This is a genomic window from Halomonas sp. Bachu 37 (genome assembly GCF_039691755.1).
GTDB classification, from domain to species: Bacteria; Pseudomonadota; Gammaproteobacteria; order Pseudomonadales; family Halomonadaceae; genus Vreelandella; species Vreelandella kashgarensis.
The window spans coordinates 2032601-2052786 of the sequence record NZ_CP137552.1 but is presented as its reverse complement, the minus strand read 5'-3'; the positions used below and the strand labels follow the sequence as shown (position 1 = coordinate 2052786).

Sequence of the window (20186 nt, the reverse complement as noted above, 5' to 3'; positions counted from 1 at the left end):
CAACAGACCCTAGCGCGACACCCAGGGGTTGCCTTCGAACCATAGTCGCCAGGGGGCGTCGCGGTGTTCTGTTTCGGCGTAGTCGATGCCGACCCGGGGTCCGGTGGCGATCGGGGGTGTGTCTCCCGGGCGGCGCGGGCATACCCAGAGCTTTTCCCCCAGGGTCAGGTCGTGCCCGTATAGGCTCTTGTCCACTGCCAAGGCCTTGGCCAGTTTTCCCGGACCGTTGCTCAATTGCTTGCCCTTCGCCGAACGCAGCAGGCGCATCTGGGCCTCTCCCAGCACTGGCTCCATGGCCCGAATCAACACCGCACAGGGATAACCTTCGCGCTGGGTAACGACGTTGAGCATATGGTGGATACCGTAGATTAGATACACGTAGGCGTGTCCGGGAGGGCCGAACATCGCCTCGGTGCGTGTCGTTCGCCCCTTGGCCGCGTGGCAGGCGGTATCATGCGGGCCCACGTAGGCCTCCACTTCCACGATGCGTCCCACCAGCCGCTGGCCGTTGGGCATCTCCCGCACCAGATGGCAACCGAGCAGATCCTGGGCTACCTCTAGCGTATTGCGGGCGTAAAAATGACGTGGCAGGGGAGCGAAATCGAGAATCGAATGGGAATGAATGGTGACGTTCCTTTGTCGTAGGCCCTGTAGAGGGTCTAGTTTTCAAGCGCAAGACATTAATGGAGATTGCCATGTGGCTCAACTTCGACCATCACTACCGCGAGCTACCGGCCGCGTGCTGGAAGGATAGCTCGCCGACGCCGGTGGCTGAACCACGCCTGGTGGCGTTCAATACCGCCCTGGCGCATCGGTTGGGCATGCAGGAGCAGCCCGATGATAGCCACTTGACCCAGTGGCTGAGTGGTAACGAGGTGCCGCCGGGCGCCAAGCCGTTGGCCATGGCGTACGCCGGCCACCAGTTCGGCAATTTCGTGCCCCAGCTCGGCGACGGCAGGGCGCTGTTGCTGGGCGAGGTGCGCGACCAGGACGGTCGCTTGCAGGATGTGCAGCTCAAGGGTGCCGGACGCACCCCCTTCTCACGAGGTGGCGACGGCAGAGCCCCGCTGGGGCCGGTACTACGCGAGTATCTGGTCAGTGAAGCCATGCAGGCGCTGGATATTCCCACCACCCGCGCTCTGGCCGCCGTGACCACCGGCGAGCGAGTCCGCCGCCGCGTTGTCGAGCCCGGCGCGGTCCTGACCCGCGTCGCGTCAAGTCACGTGCGTATCGGGACTTTCCAGTACCTGGCGGCGCGCGGCGACATCGAGGCGCTGCAGGAACTGGCCGATCACGTGATCGGTCGCCACTACCCAGAACTTGCCGAACGGCCCGACGAGGAACGCTACCTGGCCCTGCTCGATGCCATCGTGCGGCGCCAGGCGTATCTTGTAGCGCGGTGGATGGGCGTGGGCTTCATTCATGGCGTGATGAACACCGACAACATGAGCGTCACCGGCGAGACCATCGATTACGGCCCCTGTGCGTTCATGGAGCGCTTTCATCCCAATACCGTGTTCAGCTCGATCGACGAAGGCAGGCGTTACGCCTACGCCAACCAGCCGGCGATAGCGCAGTGGAACCTGGCACGCCTGGCCGAAACCCTGCTGCCGCTGATCGACGAGGACGGCGATCGGGCCGTGGCACGAGCCACTGAAGTGATCGAGGCTTTTTCGGCGTATTTCGAGGCCCAATGGCTATCGGTCTTGGCCACCAAACTGGGGCTGGATCACGAGGCGAGACCGGACGCCACCCGGGCGCTGGGTGACGAGTTCCAGGCCGTGATGAAAGCCGGAAGAATGGACTTCACCTTGAGTTTCTATCGGCTTTACCAGCTGGCGGCGGCGATGAATACGCCGGCTTACCCACAAGTCAGGGAGGATATCCTGGCGCTTGGCGAGGCGCCCGAGCCGCTGACGGTCTGGCTCGAGCGGTGGGAAGCCTATCACGCAGAGGTCGGGGTGCTGGAAGGCCCACGCCTGGACCGGATGCGCCGCGCCAATCCGATGCTGATCCCGCGCAACCACCGTATCGAGGAGGTGATCGCGGCGGCGGTGGAGCAGAACGACTTCACCCCGTTTCGGACGCTTTTGTCATTGCTGGTCAAGCCCTACGACGACACTGACGAAGCGCGGGAGTGGGCACTGCCGGCGCAGCCTGGCCAGGAGGTGCTGCGTACCTTTTGCGGTACCTGAAGTATGTTAAACTTGAAGGCCTCTGTTTTTATATACAGTTTTTATATGCGGTTTTTATATACAGCTTGATTCGATACACCATCACTAACGGATTGCCGGAATATTCTATGGTCGGTTTACGGAAAGCCGTGTGACTCGGGGCCACGTTAAAACGCCGGGGCTGGAGCGCAAGATCATCCACTGCGATTGCGACTGTTTCTTCGCCGCAGTGGAGATGCGCGACAACCCCGCGCTGCGGGACATTCCATTGGCGATCGGCGGTAGCGTCGAGCATCGCGGGGTGATCTCGACCTGCAATTATCCCGCCCGCCGGTTCGGTATTCATTCGGCGATGTCTACCGCCCAGGCGTTCAAGCGGTGCCCGCACCTTACCCTGCTGCGCGGCGACATGGCGAAGTACAAGGCCGTGGCGCGGCAGGTTTTTGGCATCTACCGCGAGGTCACCGAGGTGATCGAGCCCCTCTCCCTGGACGAGGCGTTTCTCGATGTCTCGGGTAGCGAGCTTTGCCAAGGCAGCGCCACACGTATCGCAGCGGCGATTCGCCAACGGGTGGAGGAGAGTGTAGGCATCACTGTCTCCGCCGGGGTGGCGCCCAACAAGTTCCTGGCCAAGATCGCCAGCGACTGGAACAAGCCCAACGGAATGTTCGTGATTACCCCTGCCGAGGTAGAGACATTCGTCAAACAGCTACCGGTCAAGCGCATCAATGGGGTGGGGCCGCGTACCGCGGAAAAGCTGGCTGAGCTGGGCATCGTCACCTGCGCCGACGTCCGCGCCTGGACCCTGGCGCAGCTGGTCGAGCGCTTCGGCCGCTTCGGTCATCGCCTGCACGAACTCAGCTGGGGCCGTGACGAGCGGCCGGTACGCCTGCAACGTGAACGTAAATCGGTGAGCACCGAGCATACCTATCCCGAAGACTTGCCCCATCTGGCCGCCTGTCGCGAGCGCTTGCCGGAGCTGCTGGCCGACCTGGAACGCCGCTATTCCCGTCTGGACCCGCCGCGTGCGGTTCGCGGGGCGGTGGTGAAGGTGAAGTTCAACGACTTTACCCAGACAACGGTGGAGCAAGCCGACCCTGCGCCGGACCAGGCGCAGTTCGATACGCTTTTGGAGATCGGCTGGCAGCGCGGCGCCAGGCCGGTGCGGCTGCTGGGGGTGGGGTATCGCCTGGCGGATGCCGGGTCGGAGCAGCAGCTCACGCTGTTCTGACCCGCCTGGCGTCGCTAGCCATTCAGGTCGGAACAATCCGATGCGGGGGCGCTATGAACCCGTCCGTGGGCGCTAAATTCGCCATCCATGGCGAATAACCCCCGCTACGGATTGAGTTCCGACCTCTTCTGAGGGGAAGCTGAGGTTAATCATCAATGGTGTCGGGCATTGATTAAACAGACGTGTGATAGTTTGATAGGTAATTCTTCTCCTGCTAACAATGAGACCGGCATGACTGAGTCCACCTCGAACAAGCCCACGCTTCCCCGTCTGGTATTTGCTCACGCCAACGGCTTTCCCGGCTCAAGCTATCGTAGCCTGCTGGCACCGCTGGCCGAGCATTTCGATGTTCATCCGGTGGATCGGCTCGGCCATCACCCGGACTATCCCGTCAACCATAACTGGACCAACCTGGTCGACGAGCTGCTGGCCCACCTGCCCGAGACGGATGAACCGCTGCTGGGTGTGGGGCATTCGCTCGGCGGCACGCTGATGGCCATGGCCGCGGACAAGCAGCCGCAGCGCTTTCACGGTGTGATCATGCTCGACCCTCCGCTGATGTTGGGGCCGGATGCCTGGGCGATGAAGGCCGCCAAGCGTTTCGGCTTCATCGACCGAGTCACGCCGGCGGGCAAGACCCAAGGGCGGCGCACGCTGTGGCCCAGCCGCGAGGCGATGGCGACATACCTTGGGCGACGGGGGCTGTTTCGGCGCTTTACCCCCGAAGCGTTGCACGACTACATTGAAGCAGGGACCCGCGTACTCGAGGACGGTCGGGCGGAATTGACCTTCGACCCCCAGGTCGAGGTCGAGATATTCCGTCATTTACCGGATCACCTGTCGCGGCTGCCCCAGCGCGTCAATGTGCCCCTGCATGTGGTGGCGGGGAGCGAATCGCACCTGCTGACGCCGAGCCGCATCCAGCGTCTGCGGCGAAGGGGGCTTGAAATCAGCATGGTGCCGGGAACCCACATGTTTCCCATGGAGCAGCCCCAGGAAACTCGAGCCGCCATCCTGGAAACGTGGCGGCGATTCAATTGACCGAGTGGCGACACAGAGCCAGCTAATTGCCTATCAGGAGTGTGACTATGTATCTCTCCGTCCAGCTCAGCTATTACCCCTTGAGCGATGATTTCAAACCTGCCGTGCGTGAAGTAGTGAAATGTCTGCAACGACAAAGTGAACTGGAGGTTTACCCCAACCGCATGAGCACCCAGGTCTTCGGGGAGGTCGATGCCGTCATGGCAGCGCTGGGGGAGGTCATGAAGTGGTCGTTCGAGACGTACGGCAAGGCCGTCTTCGTCGCCAATATCCTCGAGGGCGACAGGCGTCCTGACGCCTGACCGGCCACCGCGCTGGCCTAGGGGCGAGGCCAGCGTGGCAATGGTCCAGTTGATGGGCATGACGGAGCGGCGCTACAGCTTCGATAAGGTACAGCTTCGATAAGGTATAGTTGCGACAGCTAGAGTCTATCCTTAATTTCTTCGAGGATCTGGCATGTGTTGCGTTTCTGTTTGATGGAGCGCTTGATGAAATTGTGCAGCTCCAATGTGGCACAGGTCTTTAATAACAACTCATGAAACTTCAAAGAGTGTTGCGCTGAAGTAAGTGCATTGTTTGAAGTGGTCCAATTAGAGCGGACACCCCGGTAAGCCTCATAATGGAGGCAGTGGAGGTGTTCATGACCAAGAAGACTCGACGTCGGTTTTCCGATGAATTCAAGGCGGATGCAGTGAGCCTGGTGAGCGATCAGGGGTATTCCGTATCCGAGGCCGCCCGGCGCCTGGGCGTGGAGCGCAGCGTGCTGGACCGCTGGTGCCGCAAGCACCGCCAGCAGGGCTCCGGCACCCCGGGGCGGCAGGAGGACGATCGCGACGCCGAGATCAAGAAGCTCCGCGAAGAAGTTCGTAAGCTTCAGGTTGAAAAGGATATTTTAAAAAAGGCGGCGGCCTTCTTCGCCAAAGAGTCGAACTGAGATACCAGTTCATCGAGTCGGAGAAGGCCACCTACCCCGTGGCCGTGTTGTGTCGGGTCATGCGGGTCAGCCGGAGCGGTTTCTATGCCTGGCGACGACGTGACCCTGATGACCATCGACAGGCCCTGCTCCATGAGGTCAGAGAGATCCATCGCCGGAAGCGCGGCAGCTACGGCAGCCGCCGCATGGCCAAAGAACTGCGACGCCGTGGCTATGAGGTCGGTCGTTACCAGGCCCGAAGCCTGATGCGGGAAGCCGGTGTAGAGGCACGCCAGCGGCGACGCTGGCGTCATACGACCGATACCCAGCACACCCTGCCGGTGGCGCCCAACCTCTTGAATCGCCAATTCACGGTGGCGGCACCGAATCGGGCCTGGGTGGCTGATATTACGGCTATCTGGACGTTGGAAGGATGGCTCTACCTGGCGGCGGTGCTCGACCTCCACGACCGGCAGTTGGTGGGCTGGGCGATGGCCGAGCACATGCGCACGCAACTGGTCCTGGACGCCCTGGAGATGGGCGTGGGCCGCCGGCAACCCGGTAGAGGGTTGATTCATCATAGCGATCGCGGGAGCCAATACGCGTCGCATGAGTACCGCGGCACGCTTGTTCGGCATGGGTTCCAGGCCTCGATGAGCCGCAAGGGGAACTGCTGGGATAATGCCGTCATGGAGCGCTTTTTTGGCTCACTGAAAAGCGAGTGGTTGGCTGACCAGCGGTATGCGAGCCGACAGGCGGCACGGCGGGATGTAATCGACTACATCGAGATGGAGTACAACAGTTGCCGGCTTCACTCGACCCTAGGCTATCAGACGCCGAGGGAGATCGAACTGGCGGCTGCGGCTTGAAAATGTGTCCGCTCTGACTTGACCAGAACAATATAAAGCCCGTAGTGCAATGGTTTCATCGACGATAAAGAAATGCTGGCTGTGTAGTTCGGCGGGTATTACGCCATGGGAATCAGCCTCTTTTTTCTCCACCTTGAGATCAAGTTGCCTGGCAACCTCCGCCAGGCGGGAAAGCGATTGCTCCGCTTCGATACCCAGAACCGCCATCAAACGGCTAATGACCGGGCTGAAGGTAAGAAAACTCAACTCCAGCCCACGGTAACGGTACTTCGCCTGTATTTCGTGGTCCTGAATCAAGAGAAACTGCTCTTCGGGCAAGCAGGTGTTAACCGCCTCGTCGCAGCTATTTATAGGGGAGTCAGGTTTAAACGCACTCATGCTGGAGAAGTTTTTTATAGACGAAAAGATACTTTCTTTTGCTGCAATCGCGAGCATGGGCGATTCCTCCACAAACCTGAATTGATATAGGCCAAGTTATTTCTTTATTGGCTCGGCCTGTCTGGCTGGGGCGATTTTAGGTTTTTTGTTTGGTGGAGTAGGATCATTTTTCTGGTTAATTTAATGGGTGTTTCTCATCCCTTTTTTATCGCTTCTGGAGTCTCCTGGCGGGCAATGAAAAACCGGCCATGCCGCCGAGTTCAGATAAGGTGGCGGTGGCCGGTTCGGCACTTTACGGCAAGGCAGACTAGACTAGCTGATTCAGGCAATTCTCGATGATCTCGAACCCTTCCTCGAGCACCTTGTCTTCGATGGTGACGGGCATCAAAAAGCGAATGGTATTGCCGTACATGCCACACGATAGCAGGATCAGGCCGTTTTCCCGCGCTTTCTTGCATAGCGCACCGGCAAGGTCTGCATCGGGCGTATGGCAGGACTTGTCGGATACCAGGTCGAAAGCCGCCATGGCACCCATGTTGCGCGCGTTATCGATACAGTCGTAGCTCTCCTGCCACTGGGTGAATCGTGAGGCCAGCTTGTCGCCCAGCGCTTGGCTCTGCTCGAGTATGTTCTCCTCTTCGAAAACCTCCAGGACCGCCAGGGCAGCGGCGCAGGCGGTGGGGCTGCCGGTGTAGGTTCCGCCCAGCGAGTTGGGGCCGGAAGCATCCATGTGCTTGTCGGTGCCCACGATCGCCGAGATGGGCATGCCGTCGGCCATGCTCTTGGCCATGGTGATGATGTCTGGCTCGACACCGCTGTGTTCGATGGCGAACATCTTGCCGGTACGGCCGAAACCGCTTTGCACCTCGTCGATGATCATCAGCATGCCGTGCTCGTCGCACAACTCGCGGATCGCCTCGAGAAACGACGGCGAGGCGGGATAGAAGCCGCCTTCGCCGAGCACGGGTTCCAGAATGATCGCGGCGGTATCCTTGGGGTTGGCGTCGGTGCGCAGGGTCATTTTCAGGCCACGCAGCGCTTCCTCCTCGCTGACACCGTGATACGGCACCGGGTAGGGGGCGCGGAACACCGTCCCCGGCATGGGGCCGAAGTCGGTCTGGTAGGGGTTGACCTTGCCGTTCATCGCCATGGTCATGAAGGTGCGCCCGTGGTAGCCGCCGTCGAAACAGATCACGTTGGTCTTGCCGGTGGCGGCGCGGGCGATCTTGACCGCGTTTTCCAGCGCTTCGGCACCGGAATTGGCGAGCATGACCTTGGCGTTGCCGCGCACCGGGGTGATCCGGCTAAGCTGTTCCGCCACTTTCACGTAGCCTTCATAAGGCATCACGGTCTGGCAGGTGTGCATGACCTTGTCCAGCTGGGCCTTGACCGCTTCGACGACCTTGGGGTGTCGGTGGCCGATATTGAGCACACCGATGCCACCGGCGAAATCGATGAAGCGGTTGCCGTCAGCATCCCACAGTTCGGCGTTTTCGGCGCGGTCGGCGAACTGGGTCGCGGGGCTGGCGGCACCGTTGGCGACATACCGTTTTTTCAGTTCGTTGAGTTGGGCGTTGTTCATCGGATCACTCCTGCGTAATAACGGAACCGGAGGTGGACCTATCGGGAGGGCCTATCAAGACGGTAGTCGAATTCGCCTGACAAATGAATCCTGGGTACGGTCAGTTTCAGCGCGATGATTTCGTTTACCGCAAAGAATCTGGCCAATGAATGGCTACAACGCAACAAGGCCGCCGGATGGCAGCCTCGTTGATCCAGGGGGGTGGTGATTGAATGGCAGGCGCTAGCAAAACGCCTAGATCACACGATCCCGGCGCAGCTGGGCCAGGGTTTCCGGGCTCACACCGAGCTCGCCGAGTACGGTGTCGGTATGCTCGCCCAGCTGGGGCGGTGCCGTGGTAGCCGTGGCGGACTGGCCGTTGAAGCGAATCGGGTTGGCGACCAGGTCCACCTGGCCGGCTTGCGAATGCTCCAGCGTCTGCTTGAGACCGCGTGCCTTGACGTGGGGATCGTCGAAGACGCGGTCCAGCGTGTTGATAGGCCCGCTGGGCACGCCTACCGCTTCAAGCGCCGCCAGCCAATGGTCGGTGGTCCGCTGCACCAGGGCGGCGCCGAGTTGCGCTACCAGCAAGTCGCGATGGGCCACTCGGGCACCGTTGGTAGCGAAACGGGCATCCCCGGCTAGCTCGTCCAGGCGCAGGACGGCGCAGAGCCGCTTGAACTGCTCGTCGTTGCCCACGGCCACGATCATGTGACCATCCGCCGTGGCGAACGCCTGGTAGGGCACGATGTTGGGATGGGCGTTACCCAGCCGCTGCGGCACCTTGCCCGATGTCAGGTAGTTCAAGGCCTGGTTGGCGAGAACTCCTACCTGGACGTCCATCAACGCCATGTCGATATGCGTACCTTCACCGCTTCGTTCGCGGGCATAGAGCGCGGCCATTACGGCATTGGCGGCATACAGGCCGGTGAAGATGTCGGTGAAGGCCACGCCACTCTTGACCGGCCCGCCGCCGGGCTCAAAGTCGGGGCGGCCGGTCAGGCTCATGATGCCGCCCATGGCCTGGATCATGAAATCGTAACCGGCGCGGTGAGCATAGGGACTCTCCTGACCGAAACCGGTGATCGAGCAGTAGATCAGCCGCGGGTTATCCTGCTTGAGGCTGGCGTAATCGAGGCCGTATTTCGCCAGGCCGCCGACCTTGAAGTTCTCCAACAGCACATCGGACTCCGCCGCCAGTCGCTTGATCAGGGTCTGGCCTTCCGGCTTGGCCATGTCCACGGTGACCGAGCGCTTGCCGCGGTTGGCACACAGGTAGTAGGCCGACTCGCGGGTGTCGCCAAGCCAGGGAGGCCCCCAATGGCGAGTGTCGTCACCGTTGCCGGGGCGTTCCACCTTGATTACGTCCGCTCCCAGGTCGGCCAGTAGCTGGCCGCACCAGGGGCCGGCCAGCACGCGGGACAGATCGAGGACCTTGACCCCGGCCAGCGGCTGGGGTGAGGTATCGGCTGGCTGCTCGCTCATCGGTTCGCTCCCGCTCAGAAGAACGCCTGGATGCCGGTCTGGGTACGGCCCAGGATCAAGGCGTGGACGTCGTGAGTGCCTTCGTAGGTATTCACCGACTCCAGGTTGACCATGTGACGAATCACGCCGTACTCGTCGGACACACCGTTGCCGCCGTGCATGTCGCGGGACTGACGGGCGATATCCAGGGCCTTGCCGCAGTTGTTGCGCTTGATCAGCGAGACCATTTCCGGCGCCCAGTTGTCGCTGTCCATCAACCGGCCCACTTGCAACGCGGCTTGCAGGCCCAGGGTGATCTCGGTCTGCATGTCGGCCAGTTTCTTCTGGATCAACTGGTTGGCGGCCAGCGGGCGGCCGAACTGCTTGCGGTCGAGGGTGTACTGGCGTGCGGCGTGCCAGCAGAATTCCGCCGTACCCATGACGCCCCAGGCAATGCCGTAGCGGGCCTTGTTCAAGCAGCCGAACGGCCCCTTGAGCCCGGCGACATTGGGCAGCAGGTTCTCTTCGGGAACGAAGGCGTTATCCAGCACGATCTCACCGGTGATGGACGCACGCAGCGACACCTTGCCTTCGATCTTGGGCGTGGAGAACCCTTCGGTACCGCGCTCGACGATGAAGCCCTTGATCTGATTGTCGTGGGCTGCGGATTTCGCCCATACCACGGCGATATCGGCGATGGGGCTGTTGGTGATCCACATCTTGGCGCCGGTCAGGCGGTAGCCGCCGTCGACTTTCTCGGCACGAGTCACCATCGAACCGGGGTCGGAGCCGTGGTCCGGTTCGGTCAAGCCGAAGCAGCCGACCATTTCTCCGCTGGCAAGCTTGGGCAGGTACTTGTGCTTCTGCTCTTCGGAACCGTAGGCCTCGATGGGATACATGACCAAGGACGACTGCACGCTCATAGCCGAACGATAGCCGGAATCGACCCGCTCGACTTCCCGGGCGATCAGGCCGTAGGAGACGTGGTTGACGCCCGCACCGCCGTACTCGGGGGAAACGGTGGCGCCGAGCAGGCCGAGCTCGCCCATCTCGCTCATGATCTCGCGGTCGAAGCGCTCTTCACGAAAGGCGGTCAATACTCGCGGCTGCAGGTTTTCCTGGCAGTAGTCATGGGCGGCGTCGCGAATCTGGCGCTCTTCGTCGGTGAGCTGTTGTTCCAGCAGCAGCGGGTCGTCCCAATTGAAACGTGTCATGGTTTGGTCCTCGGATTAGGTGCAGGTGGCAAACAATGGGGTCAATGTATCGCCGTTGTTTAAAAATATCTACATTTTTTTAAAATGCAGATTTAGCTTATGTCGCGCTCTTCGAGTACACGGGTAATGATCGGCACCGGCGTCATCAGGTGGTCACGCATCAAGGTAGCGGCCTGAGCGGTATCCCGAGCCAGGATGACATCTACCAGCGCGGCGTGTTCCTGGCGCTTGCGCTCCAGCGCCTGGGGCGACATCACGGTTTCCTGCAGCCACAGATGGCGATAACGTTCGACCTGATCGAACAGGGTATTGCGCATCTGCAGCAGGTGAGGTGAGTTGCAGCCGCTGGCGATGGCCGTGTGAAATGCCTTGTGACGCCGATCCCAAATGTCGAGCAGGTCATCGGGGGTATTGATGTCGGTGACCTTGGCCAGCCGGTGTGCAGTGGCCAGTACCGCGGCCTCCCAGTCGTCGTCGCCGCGCTCGATGGCAAGGCGCAGGATCAGCCCCTCGAGCTGGGCGCGGGCATCGTAGATGTCGTTGAGCTCCGCCAGCGACATCGGCGCCACGCGATAGCCGCGCTGGCTGATGGCGACCACCAGCCGGTCGGCCACCAGCTGCGAGAGCGCTTCGCGTAGCGGCCCGGTGCTGGCGCCGTAGCGCTCTTTCAGGCGGCTCATCAACAGCTTCTCCTCAGGAGCGTAGCGGCCGCGAATGATGTCATGCTTGAGTTGGCGATAAGCGCTGATGGCTAGATTCTGACGCGGCGCATCTGTCTCCATAACAAGGCGGCTCCTGAATGAATAACATTTAAGATGGGAAATTAGCGGCTATTATCAATAAATAGTAACAATTTGGCATAGGTACGACATTGATGTGGGATTTCATCATTATTGGCGGCGGCATCCTCGGCATGTCGACGGCGATGCAGCTGCAACAGGCTTATCCCGACAAGCGCCTGCTGGTTGTCGAGAAGGAGAGCGGTCCCGCCCGGCACCAGACCGGTCACAACAGCGGTGTCATTCATGCCGGGGTGTACTACACCCCGGGGAGCCTGAAAGCCAGGTTCTGCCTGGAAGGTAACCGCGCGACACGTGAATTCTGCGAGCGGCACAACGTCGACTACGACATCTGCGGCAAGCTGCTGGTGGCGACCAGCGCGCTTGAAAGGCAGCGCATGGAGGCGCTGTGGGAGCGCACCGCGACCAACGGGCTGGAGCGGCAGTGGCTGGAGGCCGGCGAGCTGCGCGAGCGCGAACCCAACATCACCGGCGTGGCGGGAATCTTCGTGCCCTCCAGCGGGATCGTCGACTACGCCGCGGTCACCCGCGCCATGGCGGCGGAGTTTACCCGTCTGGGCGGCGAGATTCGCTATGGTGCCGAAGTCACCGCGCTGGAGGAGCGCCGCGAGGAGCTGGTCGTCACCACTTCGGACGATACCTTCACCAGCCGCTATCTGGTTTCCTGCTCGGGACTCATGGCCGACCGCGTGATCCGCCTGCTGGGCAAGGACCCGGGCTTCACCATTTGTCCGTTTCGCGGCGAGTACTACCGGCTTTCCGAGCGGCACGACCGGATCGTGAACCATCTGATCTATCCCATCCCCGACCCTGCCATGCCCTTTCTGGGCGTTCATTTGACCCGCATGATCGACGGGTCGGTCACCGTGGGGCCGAATGCGGTGCTGGCATTGAAGCGTGAAGGCTATCGGAAACAGGATGTATCGCTGCGCGACATGGGCCAGATGCTCAGCCATCCCGGCATCTTGAAGGTGCTGGGCAAGCACTTGAAGCCGGGGCTCACGGAGATGAAGAACTCCTTTTACAAGCGCGGCTACCTGGCGCTGGTGCAGAAATACTGCCCCAGCCTGAACGAGAGTGACTTGACGCCTTACCCGGCGGGAGTGCGCGCCCAGGCGGTTTCCTGGGACGGCAAGCTGGTCGATGATTTCCTCTTCGTCAACACCCGGCGCAGCGTGAACGTGGGCAATGCGCCGTCGCCAGCGGCCACCTCGGCACTGCCCATTGGCGCGCATATCGTCGAGCAGGTGAAGGCTCTGGTCGAGGCCTAGCCGAGCTAGGGTCTAACCGAGCAACTTGCTAGCTGAACATAAATTGTCTAGCCCAACAGCAGACGCAGCAGGATCGCAACGATGACGGCGAGGGTAAAGCGCTTGATCCATATTGCCCCACGCGGGCTCATGTTCACCTTCACCGCCAGCCACGCCCCGGTCATGCTGCCCAGCGCCAGCAGCAGGCCGTAATTCCAGCGTATCTGGTCGAACCACATGAACAGCGCCAGGGCCGGCAGGCAGTAGATCAGGATGATGAACACCTTGAATACGTTCACCTGAGCCAGATCGATCTTGAGCATACGGTGCAGCACGACGATGAACAGCAGGCCCACGCCGACCTGAATGAAACCGCCGTAGAGGCCGATCAGGAACATTGCCGCGTAAATCGGCAGGGTCAGCCGCTCCGGGGTAAGCGGGCGGGTGTCGAGTGTCGGCTGGGGCAGCAGCATCATCACCGCCGACCCCGCCATCACCGCGATCAGGATCGCCTCGAACAGGGCGTCGCTGACCTGCATGGCAAGCCACGCCCCGACCAAAGAGCCGATCACGGCAGGAATCGAAAGACGCAGACTCAAGCCGATGTACGACGCGCCGGCACGCAGGAAATTGGCAACCGCCGAAACACTCTGCAGCACGATGGCGACGCGGTTGGTGCCGTTGGCCACCTGGGTGGGCAGGCCGAGGAACATCAGCAGCGGCAGAGTCAGCATCGAGCCGCCGGCGGAAAGAACGTTGATGAAACCCGCGACGATACCGAACCCCACCAGGGCAAACGCTTCCAATGCCGTCATAAGTCGTTTTTCCGCAAATGCCTTTTCCACAAATACCTTTTCCGCAAATACATGGCCTCTCCTGGGCTGTGTAATTCGGTGAGCGCTAATCATAGAGCGTTTGCCGTCTTGTTGTCGCTCCATGCCGGGCGTTGGCAAGGTCGGATTGCCCTCTCGGTAGCTTCCAACGCGCAAGGCGTGCTAATTTTTAAATCACGCGGCCATACCCGGTGGCGTGGCGACATCTCTCCTTTTCGTCATTGATATCAATAAGTCCAAGCAGGACGGAGGAACACATGAACGCATTGAAATACGCAACGGCGGCAACCTTGCTGGCCGTGGCACTTCCCGCTTCAGCGCAACAGCTTTCCATCGCCACCGGCGGTACCGGCGGCGTGTACTATCCCATCGGCGGTGGCTTTGCCGAAATGATCAATGAGCATATCGAAGGGGCTGACGCCACGGCGGAAGTGACCGGCGCCTCGGTGGAGAACATGGGCCTGATCATGCGCGGCGACGCCGACCTGGCGCTGGTGCTGGCGGACACCGCCTACCAAGCCTACAACGGCTCGGGCGACTTCGAGGAGCGCCAGATCGAGAATGCCCGGGCGCTGGCGTCGGTCTACCCGAATGCGGTGCAGCTGGTCACCCTGGCCGAGTCGGATATCGAGTCACTTGCCGACCTCGAGGGCAAGCGCGTTTCCGTGGGCGCGCCGGGTAGCGGCACCGAGCTCAACGCCCGCGCCCTGCTGGAATCTAACGGCATAAGCTACGAAGACTTCACTTCCCAGCGGCTCAACTTCAACGAAACCGCCGATGCCATTCGCGATGGCGATATCGACGCCGGTTTCTGGAGTGTCGGTCCTCCCACCAGCTCGATCCTCAACCTGGCGGCGACTCGGGATATTCGCCTGATCGGTTTCTCCGACGAAGAGATCGCCAATGCTCGTGAAGACGAGCCGGTATTCGCCAGGTATGAACTGGCTGCCGGCATGTACGACGGCATGGACGAGGCGGTGCAGACGATCGGTATTCCCAATGTGCTGGTGGTCAACTCGGACATGGATGAGGAACTGGCTTATCAGCTCACCAAGCTGTTGTTCGAAAATACCGATGAATTGATTGCCGTGCATCCGGCCGCCAACGACACCACCGTCGAATTCACCATGGAGTCCACTCCGATACCGCTGCATCCCGGCGCCCTGCGCTACTTCGAAGAGATCGATGCCGATATTCCCGATCGTCTGCAGCCCTGAAGGGTAAACGGAAGTGATGAGCTAGTGTATCCAGCTCGGTAACCAAGGAGTCAGTGAATGCACTGGCGGTCTTTTCATAGTCGACCCTTGCCAGGGCGAGCCGTGGTGCTCGCCCTGGTTGTTCTGGCAGTGTCGATTATTACCGGCGTACCGCTGCACGCCGAGACATCATTCGAACAGCCATTCACGGCATCCCATCTCGTGGTGACCGACGAGCACGGCGAGCGCCTTGTTGCACTGGCCATGCCCCCGGGTGCGCGCTGGTGCGTGGGGTGGAACCACTCGGTAAAGGGGTTTCCGGTGCATGATTGCTACCGCAACGTGGCCGGTGACATGGTACTGGAGCGCAGCCATCAACCGGATTTTGCCGCCGGGCTGGGACATATCTACGGTCGCGGCGAGCAGCTCTCCGATGGCCGGGGCGGGTACTGGATCGAGCATATCGATGAGCCTGTGCCGGGCAATCGCTACGTACTGCGCGTCGGCTCGAAAGAGGTCGATCATCGCCTGCTATGGCAAGAAGACGGCACTTCTCGCGTCCATAGCCTCAGCGCGGAAGCGGCGGGGCAGCGGGTCACCTTACAGTTAATCAAGCCGGATAACGTCTGACGAGGACTTCATGAGTGAATCCACACAACCCCCGGTGACGATGCCGGGCGGCAATGCGATTCAGCCGGGCGTGGTGCTGCGGCTGATCACCATCGTCGCGGTGGGACTGTCGCTGTTTCAGCTTTATTCGGCGGGTATCCAGCCGCTGGGGCTGTTTTATCAGCGCAGCATCCACCTGGCGCTGGTGATGATGCTGGCCATATTGATGTTTCCCGTGTTCGGACCTAACCGCAAGCGGGGTCTCCTCGGCTGGATGATCGATCTGGTCTTCTTCGCTGGCGCCATGATCACCGGCGGTTACCTGGTGTTCTTCCTCGACGAGATCATCAATCGTGCCGGCTTCTGGAACAGCACCGACATCCTCGTCTCCTGTATCGCCACGGTGACGGTGCTCGAGGCCAGCCGTCGGGCCGTGGGCTTCGGCATGACCATTATCGGCGTGCTAGCCATCGTCTACGCTTTTGCCGGTCCTCGCGGCGAGCTGCCGTGGCTGGGGCAGTGGCTGCCAGGCATCATGGAGCACCGCGGTTACGGGCTGGAACGCGTCGCTGGCCAGCTCTACCTGGGCCAGGAGGGAATCTTCGGCCTGCCGCTCGGTGTGGCGGCGACCTATATCTTCATATTCGTATTGTTCGGTGCGTTTCTGGAAAGTACCGGCGCCGGCAAGTTCTTCATCGACATGGCCTACGCCGCTACCGGCCGCCAGCGCGGCGGGCCGGCCAAGGCGGCGGTGCTGGCTTCCGCCGGGATGGGCTCCATTTCCGGCAGCGCGATCGCCAACGTGGTCACCACTGGCGCCTTCACCATTCCCTTGATGAAACGGTTGGGCTACAAGTCGCACCAGGCCGGAGGCATCGAGGCCGCCGCTTCCACCGGGGGGCAGATCATGCCGCCATTGATGGGGGCCGGCGCTTTCCTGATTGCCGAGTACACCAATACACCCTACCTGGATGTGGTCAAGGTCAGCATCCTGCCGGCGATCATGTACTTCGCCACGGTCTACCTGTTCGTGCATATCATCGCCCTCAAACAAGGCATGCAGGGCATGACCAAGAGCGAGCTGCCCCAGATGCGTCAGGTGATGCGCGACGGCTGGCACTTTCTGCTGCCCCTCGCCGTGCTGGTATGGTTGCTGGCGATGAACCTGTCGCCGATGCGCGTCGGGTTCATCGCCGTGGTGACGATGGTGGCGGTGGCGGTGTTGCGTTATGCCATCTGGTTTCTCTTCATTGCCCCATCGCAAGGCCAGAGCGTTACCTTCGACAGTATCAAGCAGGTGGCCGGCGCCGGGCTGGCCAAGCTAATCGAAGGCCTGGAGCTGGGCGCGCGCAACGCGGTGGCGGTTTCCATGGCATGTGCCGTGGCGGGGATCATCGTTGGTGTGGTCGGGCTGACCGGGTTGGGGCTGAAGTTCTCCTCGATGATGATGGCGTTCTCCGGCGGCAACCTGGTGCTGGCGCTGGTGATGGTACTGCTGGCCAGCCTGATACTGGGCATGGGGTTGCCGGTCACGGCGAGCTATATCGTCTTGATTGTGCTGGTCGGGCCCGCCTTGACCGCGGAATTCGGCGTGCCGCTGCTGATCGCACACCTGGTCGTGTTCTGGTACTCCCAGGATTCCAACGTGACGCCGCCCATCGCCCTGGCCGGTTTTGCCGGGGCGGCTATCGCCGGCAGCAAGCCGATGGAAACGGGCTTCCAGGCATGGAAGTTCGCCAAAGGGCTCTATCTGATTCCGCTGTTCATGGTGTTCAATCCCGAGATCATCGTCGGCGGGCCGCTGCCGGTGGTGCTGTGGAACGGGGTGATCGCGATACTGGCGCTGTGCGCCTTTGCCGCCGCGCTGGAAGGATATCTTTTCACGCGCATGGCGTGGTTGCCGCGCCTGGCCATTACGGCGGCGATAGTCACGGTGTTCTATCCCAACGTGATCGCCGAGGTGGCGGGTGTGGCCGTAATGCTGTTGGCCATCGGCGGGAACTGGCTGGCCAGCCGACGCGAAGGATATTCGACATCGGCCGGCTAAACTTGCTGGATGATGGATAGCTAGAAGCTAAAAGCTAGAAGATCGACTCGACGGTTCCCGACCCCTGAGAACCGCTGGCCTCTTCAAGCTCGCGGCTGACACGCCGGGTCTGGTAGCTCGGCAAATGGTCGCTATGGAACAGCTCCACCATTCCGCCGGGTTCTCCGTCCTGCAGGCGCCGCCCGCTATCTGGATCGACCCGGGCGGTGACGACAGTTTCGGGGCGCTCGAGAGTGGCCGGTGGACGTCCTTCCAAGGCGTTGCCCATGAAATCCACCCACACCGGTAGTGCCGCGTTGGCGCCATATTCGGCAATGGAGTCGTTGTTGTCCTTGCCTACCCACACCGTGGCCACCAGATCGCTGTTGAAGCCGGCGAACCAGGCGTCTCGCTGGCTATTGGTGGTGCCGGTCTTGCCGACGATATCCTCGCGTCCCAGGCTCAAGGCGCCACGTCCGGTGCCGACCTCGACCACGTCGCGCAGCATGTCGGTGAGAATATAGACCGCAGCGGCATCGGCGACACGGGGGGCGACGGGGTAGTCGCGATCCCCGATGGTTACGCGCTCCTGGCCTTCGCTGCATTGCGGGCACGCGACCTTCGGCGTGGCCTCGTTCACCACCTGGGTATCGTCGCCGCGTGTCACTCGCTCGATGAACCAGGGCGTGACCTGGAAGCCGCCATTGGCCAGCACGGCATAGGCATTGGTCATCTCCAGCGGGGTGAGGGAGGCGCTGCCGAGTGCCAGGGAAAGTCCTCTTGGCAGGCGGCTGGAGGCGAAGCCGAAGCCCTGCAGATATTCGATGGTGTGATTCAGCCCCATGTTCTGCAGGACACGAATGGTCACCAGGTTGCGTGAGCGAGCCAGGGCCGGGCGCAAGCGGGTCGGACCCAGAAAATCCCGGCTGGAGTTGACCGGCCGCCACAGGGAGTCGCTGCCATCATCGACGACTACCGGGGCGTCGTTGATGACCGTCGCGGCATTCATCTCGCCATCCTCCAGGGCGGCAAGATAGATGAAAGGCTTGAAGATGGAGCCCGACTGCCGCTGTGCCTGTACCGCGCGGTTGAACTTGCTGGCGTTGAAGTCGAAGCCGCCTTGCAGCGCCAGGATAGCGCCGGTGCGCGGGTCTTGAACCACGACCGAGCCTTCGGCATCGGGACGCTGCGACAGGCGCCACTGATCCTCTTCGTCGCGCATCACTCGCACCAGGTCGCCACGGGAGGCGATCTCGGCGGCGGAACCGGGCTCACCGCCACGGCTGCGAGGGCTGAGATATTCCCGTGCCCAGCTCAAGCCACTCCAGTCGAGGGTCTGGAGTTCGCCGCCACGCAGCATTACCTGCATTTCCCGGCCTTCGCTTGCTACCACGATAGCGGGTTGCAACAAGCCGTAATTGGGCGTGCGCTCGAGCACCTGCAACCAGTTGCTGACATCCCCGTCGATACCTTCTACTTCGGTCTGGCTGCGCTCGGCGGCCTGGCGCGCGGTCTCGATGATCTCGGGTGATTCGGCAAGCTCCTCTTCGAGCCCCTGGGAAGACGTCCGCTCCTGCGCCTCGACCAGGCTGGCGGCGATATCGCGCTGTTCCGGCCCGCGCCAGCCATGGCGCCGATCATACGCCAGCAACCCTCGGGCCAGGGCACGGCGCGCATGGGGTTGCAGCTCGCTATCGAGTGTCGTGTGAATGCGGTAGCCGCCGGTGTAGGCTTCGTCGCCGAATTCCTCGATGGCGAACTGGCGCGCCATTTCCGATACGTAAGCGGCTTCCACTTCCGCCTGGGTGATATGACGGCGGGCGGTGACCGGCTCCTGCACGGCCTGCGTGTAGGTGGCTTCGTCGATGAAACCCAGCTCGCGCATGCGGAACAGGATCCAGTTGCGACGAATCAAGGAACGCTCGGAATTGGCCAGCGGATTGAAAGAGGAAGGCGCCTTGGGCAGGCCGGCAATCATGGCCTGTTGGGCGAGACTCAGCTCGGCCAACGGCTTGTCGTAATAGGTTTCGGCGGCAGCAGCGATACCGTAGGCCCGGTTGCCCAGAAATATCTTGTTGACGTAGAGCTCGAAGATTTCCTCCTTGCTGAGTATCTGCTCCATCTGCAAGGCCAAAAGAATCTCGCGAATCTTGCGGGTGAAGGTCCGGTCCAGGGTAAGCAGATAGTTGCGCGCTACCTGCATGGTGATGGTGGAGCCCCCGGTCTGGATGTCGCCGCCGCTGGCGGCAAGCTCCAGGGCGGCACGGGCGAGGCCTCGCGGATCGACGCCGGCATGATCGAAGAAATTGGCGTCCTCGGCGGCGATCAGGGCATTGATCGTTTCCTGCGGAATCTCCTCGAAATCCACCGGCATGCGCCGCTCTTCGCCGAACTCGCCGATCAGCTTGCCGTCGCGGGTGAAGATGCGCAGGGGCGTCTGCAGTTCGAAGTTCTGCAGCTGCCGTACGTCGGGTAGTCCCGGGGCGAAATACAAGGCGGCGCCTACCACGGCAAGCGATGTGGCGCCGATAAGTGCCACCAGCAACCAGAAAAGCGAGGAGATTAATGTTCTGAACAACTTCATGAAAAGGCGACATCCATGGAAATAGGGGGACGAACCGCATGCT

General features: G+C 61.5%; 16 protein-coding genes and 1 pseudogene. 9 read left to right on the top strand and 8 right to left on the bottom strand.

What is annotated here, in order from left to right; genetic code table 11:
- Positions 1 to 9 precede the first annotated feature (9 nt).
- Positions 10 to 543 carry a DNA-3-methyladenine glycosylase gene (locus R5M92_RS09380; RefSeq protein WP_346799324.1) on the bottom strand — a complete coding sequence of 178 codons (534 nt, stop codon included), beginning with the start codon at positions 541 to 543 and terminating at the stop codon, positions 10 to 12.
- Positions 544 to 695: 152 nt separating this feature from the next.
- Between R5M92_RS09380 and R5M92_RS09375 the strand changes: the two genes are divergently transcribed.
- From R5M92_RS09375 to R5M92_RS09355, 5 genes and pseudogenes are all read left to right on the top strand, one after another.
- Positions 696 to 2195 (top strand): protein adenylyltransferase SelO, encoded by a 1500-nt coding sequence (locus R5M92_RS09375; protein ID WP_346795662.1) that lies wholly within the window; start codon positions 696 to 698, stop codon positions 2193 to 2195.
- A 214-nt stretch (positions 2196 to 2409) separates the two neighbouring features.
- Positions 2410 to 3405, top strand: a complete 996-nt coding sequence (dinB, locus tag R5M92_RS09370) for a DNA polymerase IV (RefSeq protein ID WP_417339147.1) — start codon at positions 2410 to 2412, stop codon at positions 3403 to 3405.
- 231 nt (positions 3406 to 3636) lie between these two features.
- Positions 3637 to 4446 carry an alpha/beta hydrolase gene (locus R5M92_RS09365; RefSeq protein ID WP_346795660.1) on the top strand — a complete coding sequence of 270 codons (810 nt, stop codon included), beginning with the start codon at positions 3637 to 3639 and terminating at the stop codon, positions 4444 to 4446.
- Positions 4447 to 4493: 47 nt separating this feature from the next.
- Positions 4494 to 4748: a thiamine-binding protein gene (locus R5M92_RS09360; protein ID WP_346795659.1), complete on the top strand. Its 255-nt coding sequence runs from the start codon at positions 4494 to 4496 to the stop codon at positions 4746 to 4748.
- 338 nt (positions 4749 to 5086) lie between these two features.
- Positions 5087 to 6228: pseudogene (locus R5M92_RS09355) on the top strand (IS3 family transposase).
- Here R5M92_RS09355 and R5M92_RS09350 read toward each other — a convergent pair.
- From R5M92_RS09350 to csiR, 5 genes are all read right to left on the bottom strand, one after another.
- Positions 6181 to 6663 carry a hypothetical protein gene (locus R5M92_RS09350; protein ID WP_346795658.1) on the bottom strand — a complete coding sequence of 161 codons (483 nt, stop codon included), beginning with the start codon at positions 6661 to 6663 and terminating at the stop codon, positions 6181 to 6183. The pseudogene R5M92_RS09355 and the gene R5M92_RS09350 overlap by 48 nt on opposite strands.
- Before the next feature lie 250 nt (positions 6664 to 6913).
- The gene (gabT, locus tag R5M92_RS09345) at positions 6914 to 8188 is read right to left on the bottom strand and encodes a 4-aminobutyrate--2-oxoglutarate transaminase (RefSeq protein WP_346795657.1); all 1275 of its coding nucleotides are present in this window, start codon (positions 8186 to 8188) and stop codon (positions 6914 to 6916) included.
- A 234-nt stretch (positions 8189 to 8422) separates the two neighbouring features.
- A complete protein-coding gene (locus R5M92_RS09340) occupies positions 8423 to 9652 on the bottom strand; it encodes a CaiB/BaiF CoA-transferase family protein (protein ID WP_346795655.1) in 1230 nt (409 codons plus the stop codon).
- Between the two features lie 14 nt (positions 9653 to 9666).
- Positions 9667 to 10845, bottom strand: coding sequence for an acyl-CoA dehydrogenase (locus tag R5M92_RS09335; protein WP_346795654.1), 1179 nt, complete (start codon positions 10843 to 10845; stop codon positions 9667 to 9669).
- A 92-nt stretch (positions 10846 to 10937) separates the two neighbouring features.
- Positions 10938 to 11627 (bottom strand): DNA-binding transcriptional regulator CsiR, encoded by a 690-nt coding sequence (gene csiR, locus R5M92_RS09330; RefSeq protein WP_346795653.1) that lies wholly within the window; start codon positions 11625 to 11627, stop codon positions 10938 to 10940.
- A 92-nt stretch (positions 11628 to 11719) separates the two neighbouring features.
- Between csiR and lhgO the strand changes: the two genes are divergently transcribed.
- Complete coding sequence (gene lhgO, locus R5M92_RS09325) at positions 11720 to 12916, top strand: L-2-hydroxyglutarate oxidase (protein WP_346795652.1); 1197 nt, start codon at positions 11720 to 11722, stop codon at positions 12914 to 12916.
- A gap of 47 nt (positions 12917 to 12963) precedes the next feature.
- Here lhgO and R5M92_RS09320 read toward each other — a convergent pair whose 3' ends face one another.
- The gene (locus R5M92_RS09320; RefSeq protein ID WP_346795651.1) at positions 12964 to 13710 is read right to left on the bottom strand and encodes a sulfite exporter TauE/SafE family protein; all 747 of its coding nucleotides are present in this window, start codon (positions 13708 to 13710) and stop codon (positions 12964 to 12966) included.
- 275 nt (positions 13711 to 13985) lie between these two features.
- Here R5M92_RS09320 and R5M92_RS09315 point away from each other — a divergent pair, with 275 nt between their 5' ends.
- The 3 genes from R5M92_RS09315 to R5M92_RS09305 are packed head-to-tail and all read left to right on the top strand — an operon-like array spanning position 13986 to position 17580.
- Positions 13986 to 14945 carry a TAXI family TRAP transporter solute-binding subunit gene (locus R5M92_RS09315; RefSeq protein WP_346795650.1) on the top strand — a complete coding sequence of 320 codons (960 nt, stop codon included), beginning with the start codon at positions 13986 to 13988 and terminating at the stop codon, positions 14943 to 14945.
- Between the two features lie 57 nt (positions 14946 to 15002).
- Positions 15003 to 15554 carry a DUF1850 domain-containing protein gene (locus R5M92_RS09310; RefSeq protein WP_346795649.1) on the top strand — a complete coding sequence of 184 codons (552 nt, stop codon included), beginning with the start codon at positions 15003 to 15005 and terminating at the stop codon, positions 15552 to 15554.
- Between the two features lie 10 nt (positions 15555 to 15564).
- Positions 15565 to 17580, top strand: coding sequence for a TRAP transporter permease (locus tag R5M92_RS09305; RefSeq protein ID WP_346795648.1), 2016 nt, complete (start codon positions 15565 to 15567; stop codon positions 17578 to 17580).
- Between the two features lie 34 nt (positions 17581 to 17614).
- Here the strand turns inward: R5M92_RS09305 and R5M92_RS09300 are convergent, their stop codons facing one another.
- Positions 17615 to 20143, bottom strand: coding sequence for a PBP1A family penicillin-binding protein (locus tag R5M92_RS09300; protein WP_346795647.1), 2529 nt, complete (start codon positions 20141 to 20143; stop codon positions 17615 to 17617).
- Between the last annotated feature and the right edge of the window lie 43 nt (positions 20144 to 20186).

What these genes read in the sequence shown, in the direction of transcription:
- R5M92_RS09315 (WP_346795650.1), top strand. Translation starts at nt 13,986, where the DNA reads ATGAACGCATTGAAATACGCAACGGCGGCAACCTTGCTGGCCGTGGCA.
- R5M92_RS09360 (WP_346795659.1), top strand. Translation starts at nt 4,494, where the DNA reads ATGTATCTCTCCGTCCAGCTCAGCTATTACCCCTTGAGCGATGATTTC.
- R5M92_RS09310 (WP_346795649.1), top strand. Translation starts at nt 15,003, where the DNA reads ATGCACTGGCGGTCTTTTCATAGTCGACCCTTGCCAGGGCGAGCCGTG.
- R5M92_RS09350 (WP_346795658.1), bottom strand. Translation starts at nt 6,663, where the DNA reads ATGCTCGCGATTGCAGCAAAAGAAAGTATCTTTTCGTCTATAAAAAAC.
- R5M92_RS09300 (WP_346795647.1), bottom strand. Translation starts at nt 20,143, where the DNA reads ATGAAGTTGTTCAGAACATTAATCTCCTCGCTTTTCTGGTTGCTGGTG.
- R5M92_RS09320 (WP_346795651.1), bottom strand. Translation starts at nt 13,710, where the DNA reads ATGACGGCATTGGAAGCGTTTGCCCTGGTGGGGTTCGGTATCGTCGCG.
- gabT (WP_346795657.1), bottom strand. Translation starts at nt 8,188, where the DNA reads ATGAACAACGCCCAACTCAACGAACTGAAAAAACGGTATGTCGCCAAC.
- csiR (WP_346795653.1), bottom strand. Translation starts at nt 11,627, where the DNA reads ATGGAGACAGATGCGCCGCGTCAGAATCTAGCCATCAGCGCTTATCGC.
- R5M92_RS09305 (WP_346795648.1), top strand. Translation starts at nt 15,565, where the DNA reads ATGAGTGAATCCACACAACCCCCGGTGACGATGCCGGGCGGCAATGCG.
- R5M92_RS09375 (WP_346795662.1), top strand. Translation starts at nt 696, where the DNA reads ATGTGGCTCAACTTCGACCATCACTACCGCGAGCTACCGGCCGCGTGC.
- lhgO (WP_346795652.1), top strand. Translation starts at nt 11,720, where the DNA reads ATGTGGGATTTCATCATTATTGGCGGCGGCATCCTCGGCATGTCGACG.
- R5M92_RS09335 (WP_346795654.1), bottom strand. Translation starts at nt 10,845, where the DNA reads ATGACACGTTTCAATTGGGACGACCCGCTGCTGCTGGAACAACAGCTC.
- R5M92_RS09340 (WP_346795655.1), bottom strand. Translation starts at nt 9,652, where the DNA reads ATGAGCGAGCAGCCAGCCGATACCTCACCCCAGCCGCTGGCCGGGGTC.
- dinB (WP_417339147.1), top strand. Translation starts at nt 2,410, where the DNA reads ATGCGCGACAACCCCGCGCTGCGGGACATTCCATTGGCGATCGGCGGT.
- R5M92_RS09365 (WP_346795660.1), top strand. Translation starts at nt 3,637, where the DNA reads ATGACTGAGTCCACCTCGAACAAGCCCACGCTTCCCCGTCTGGTATTT.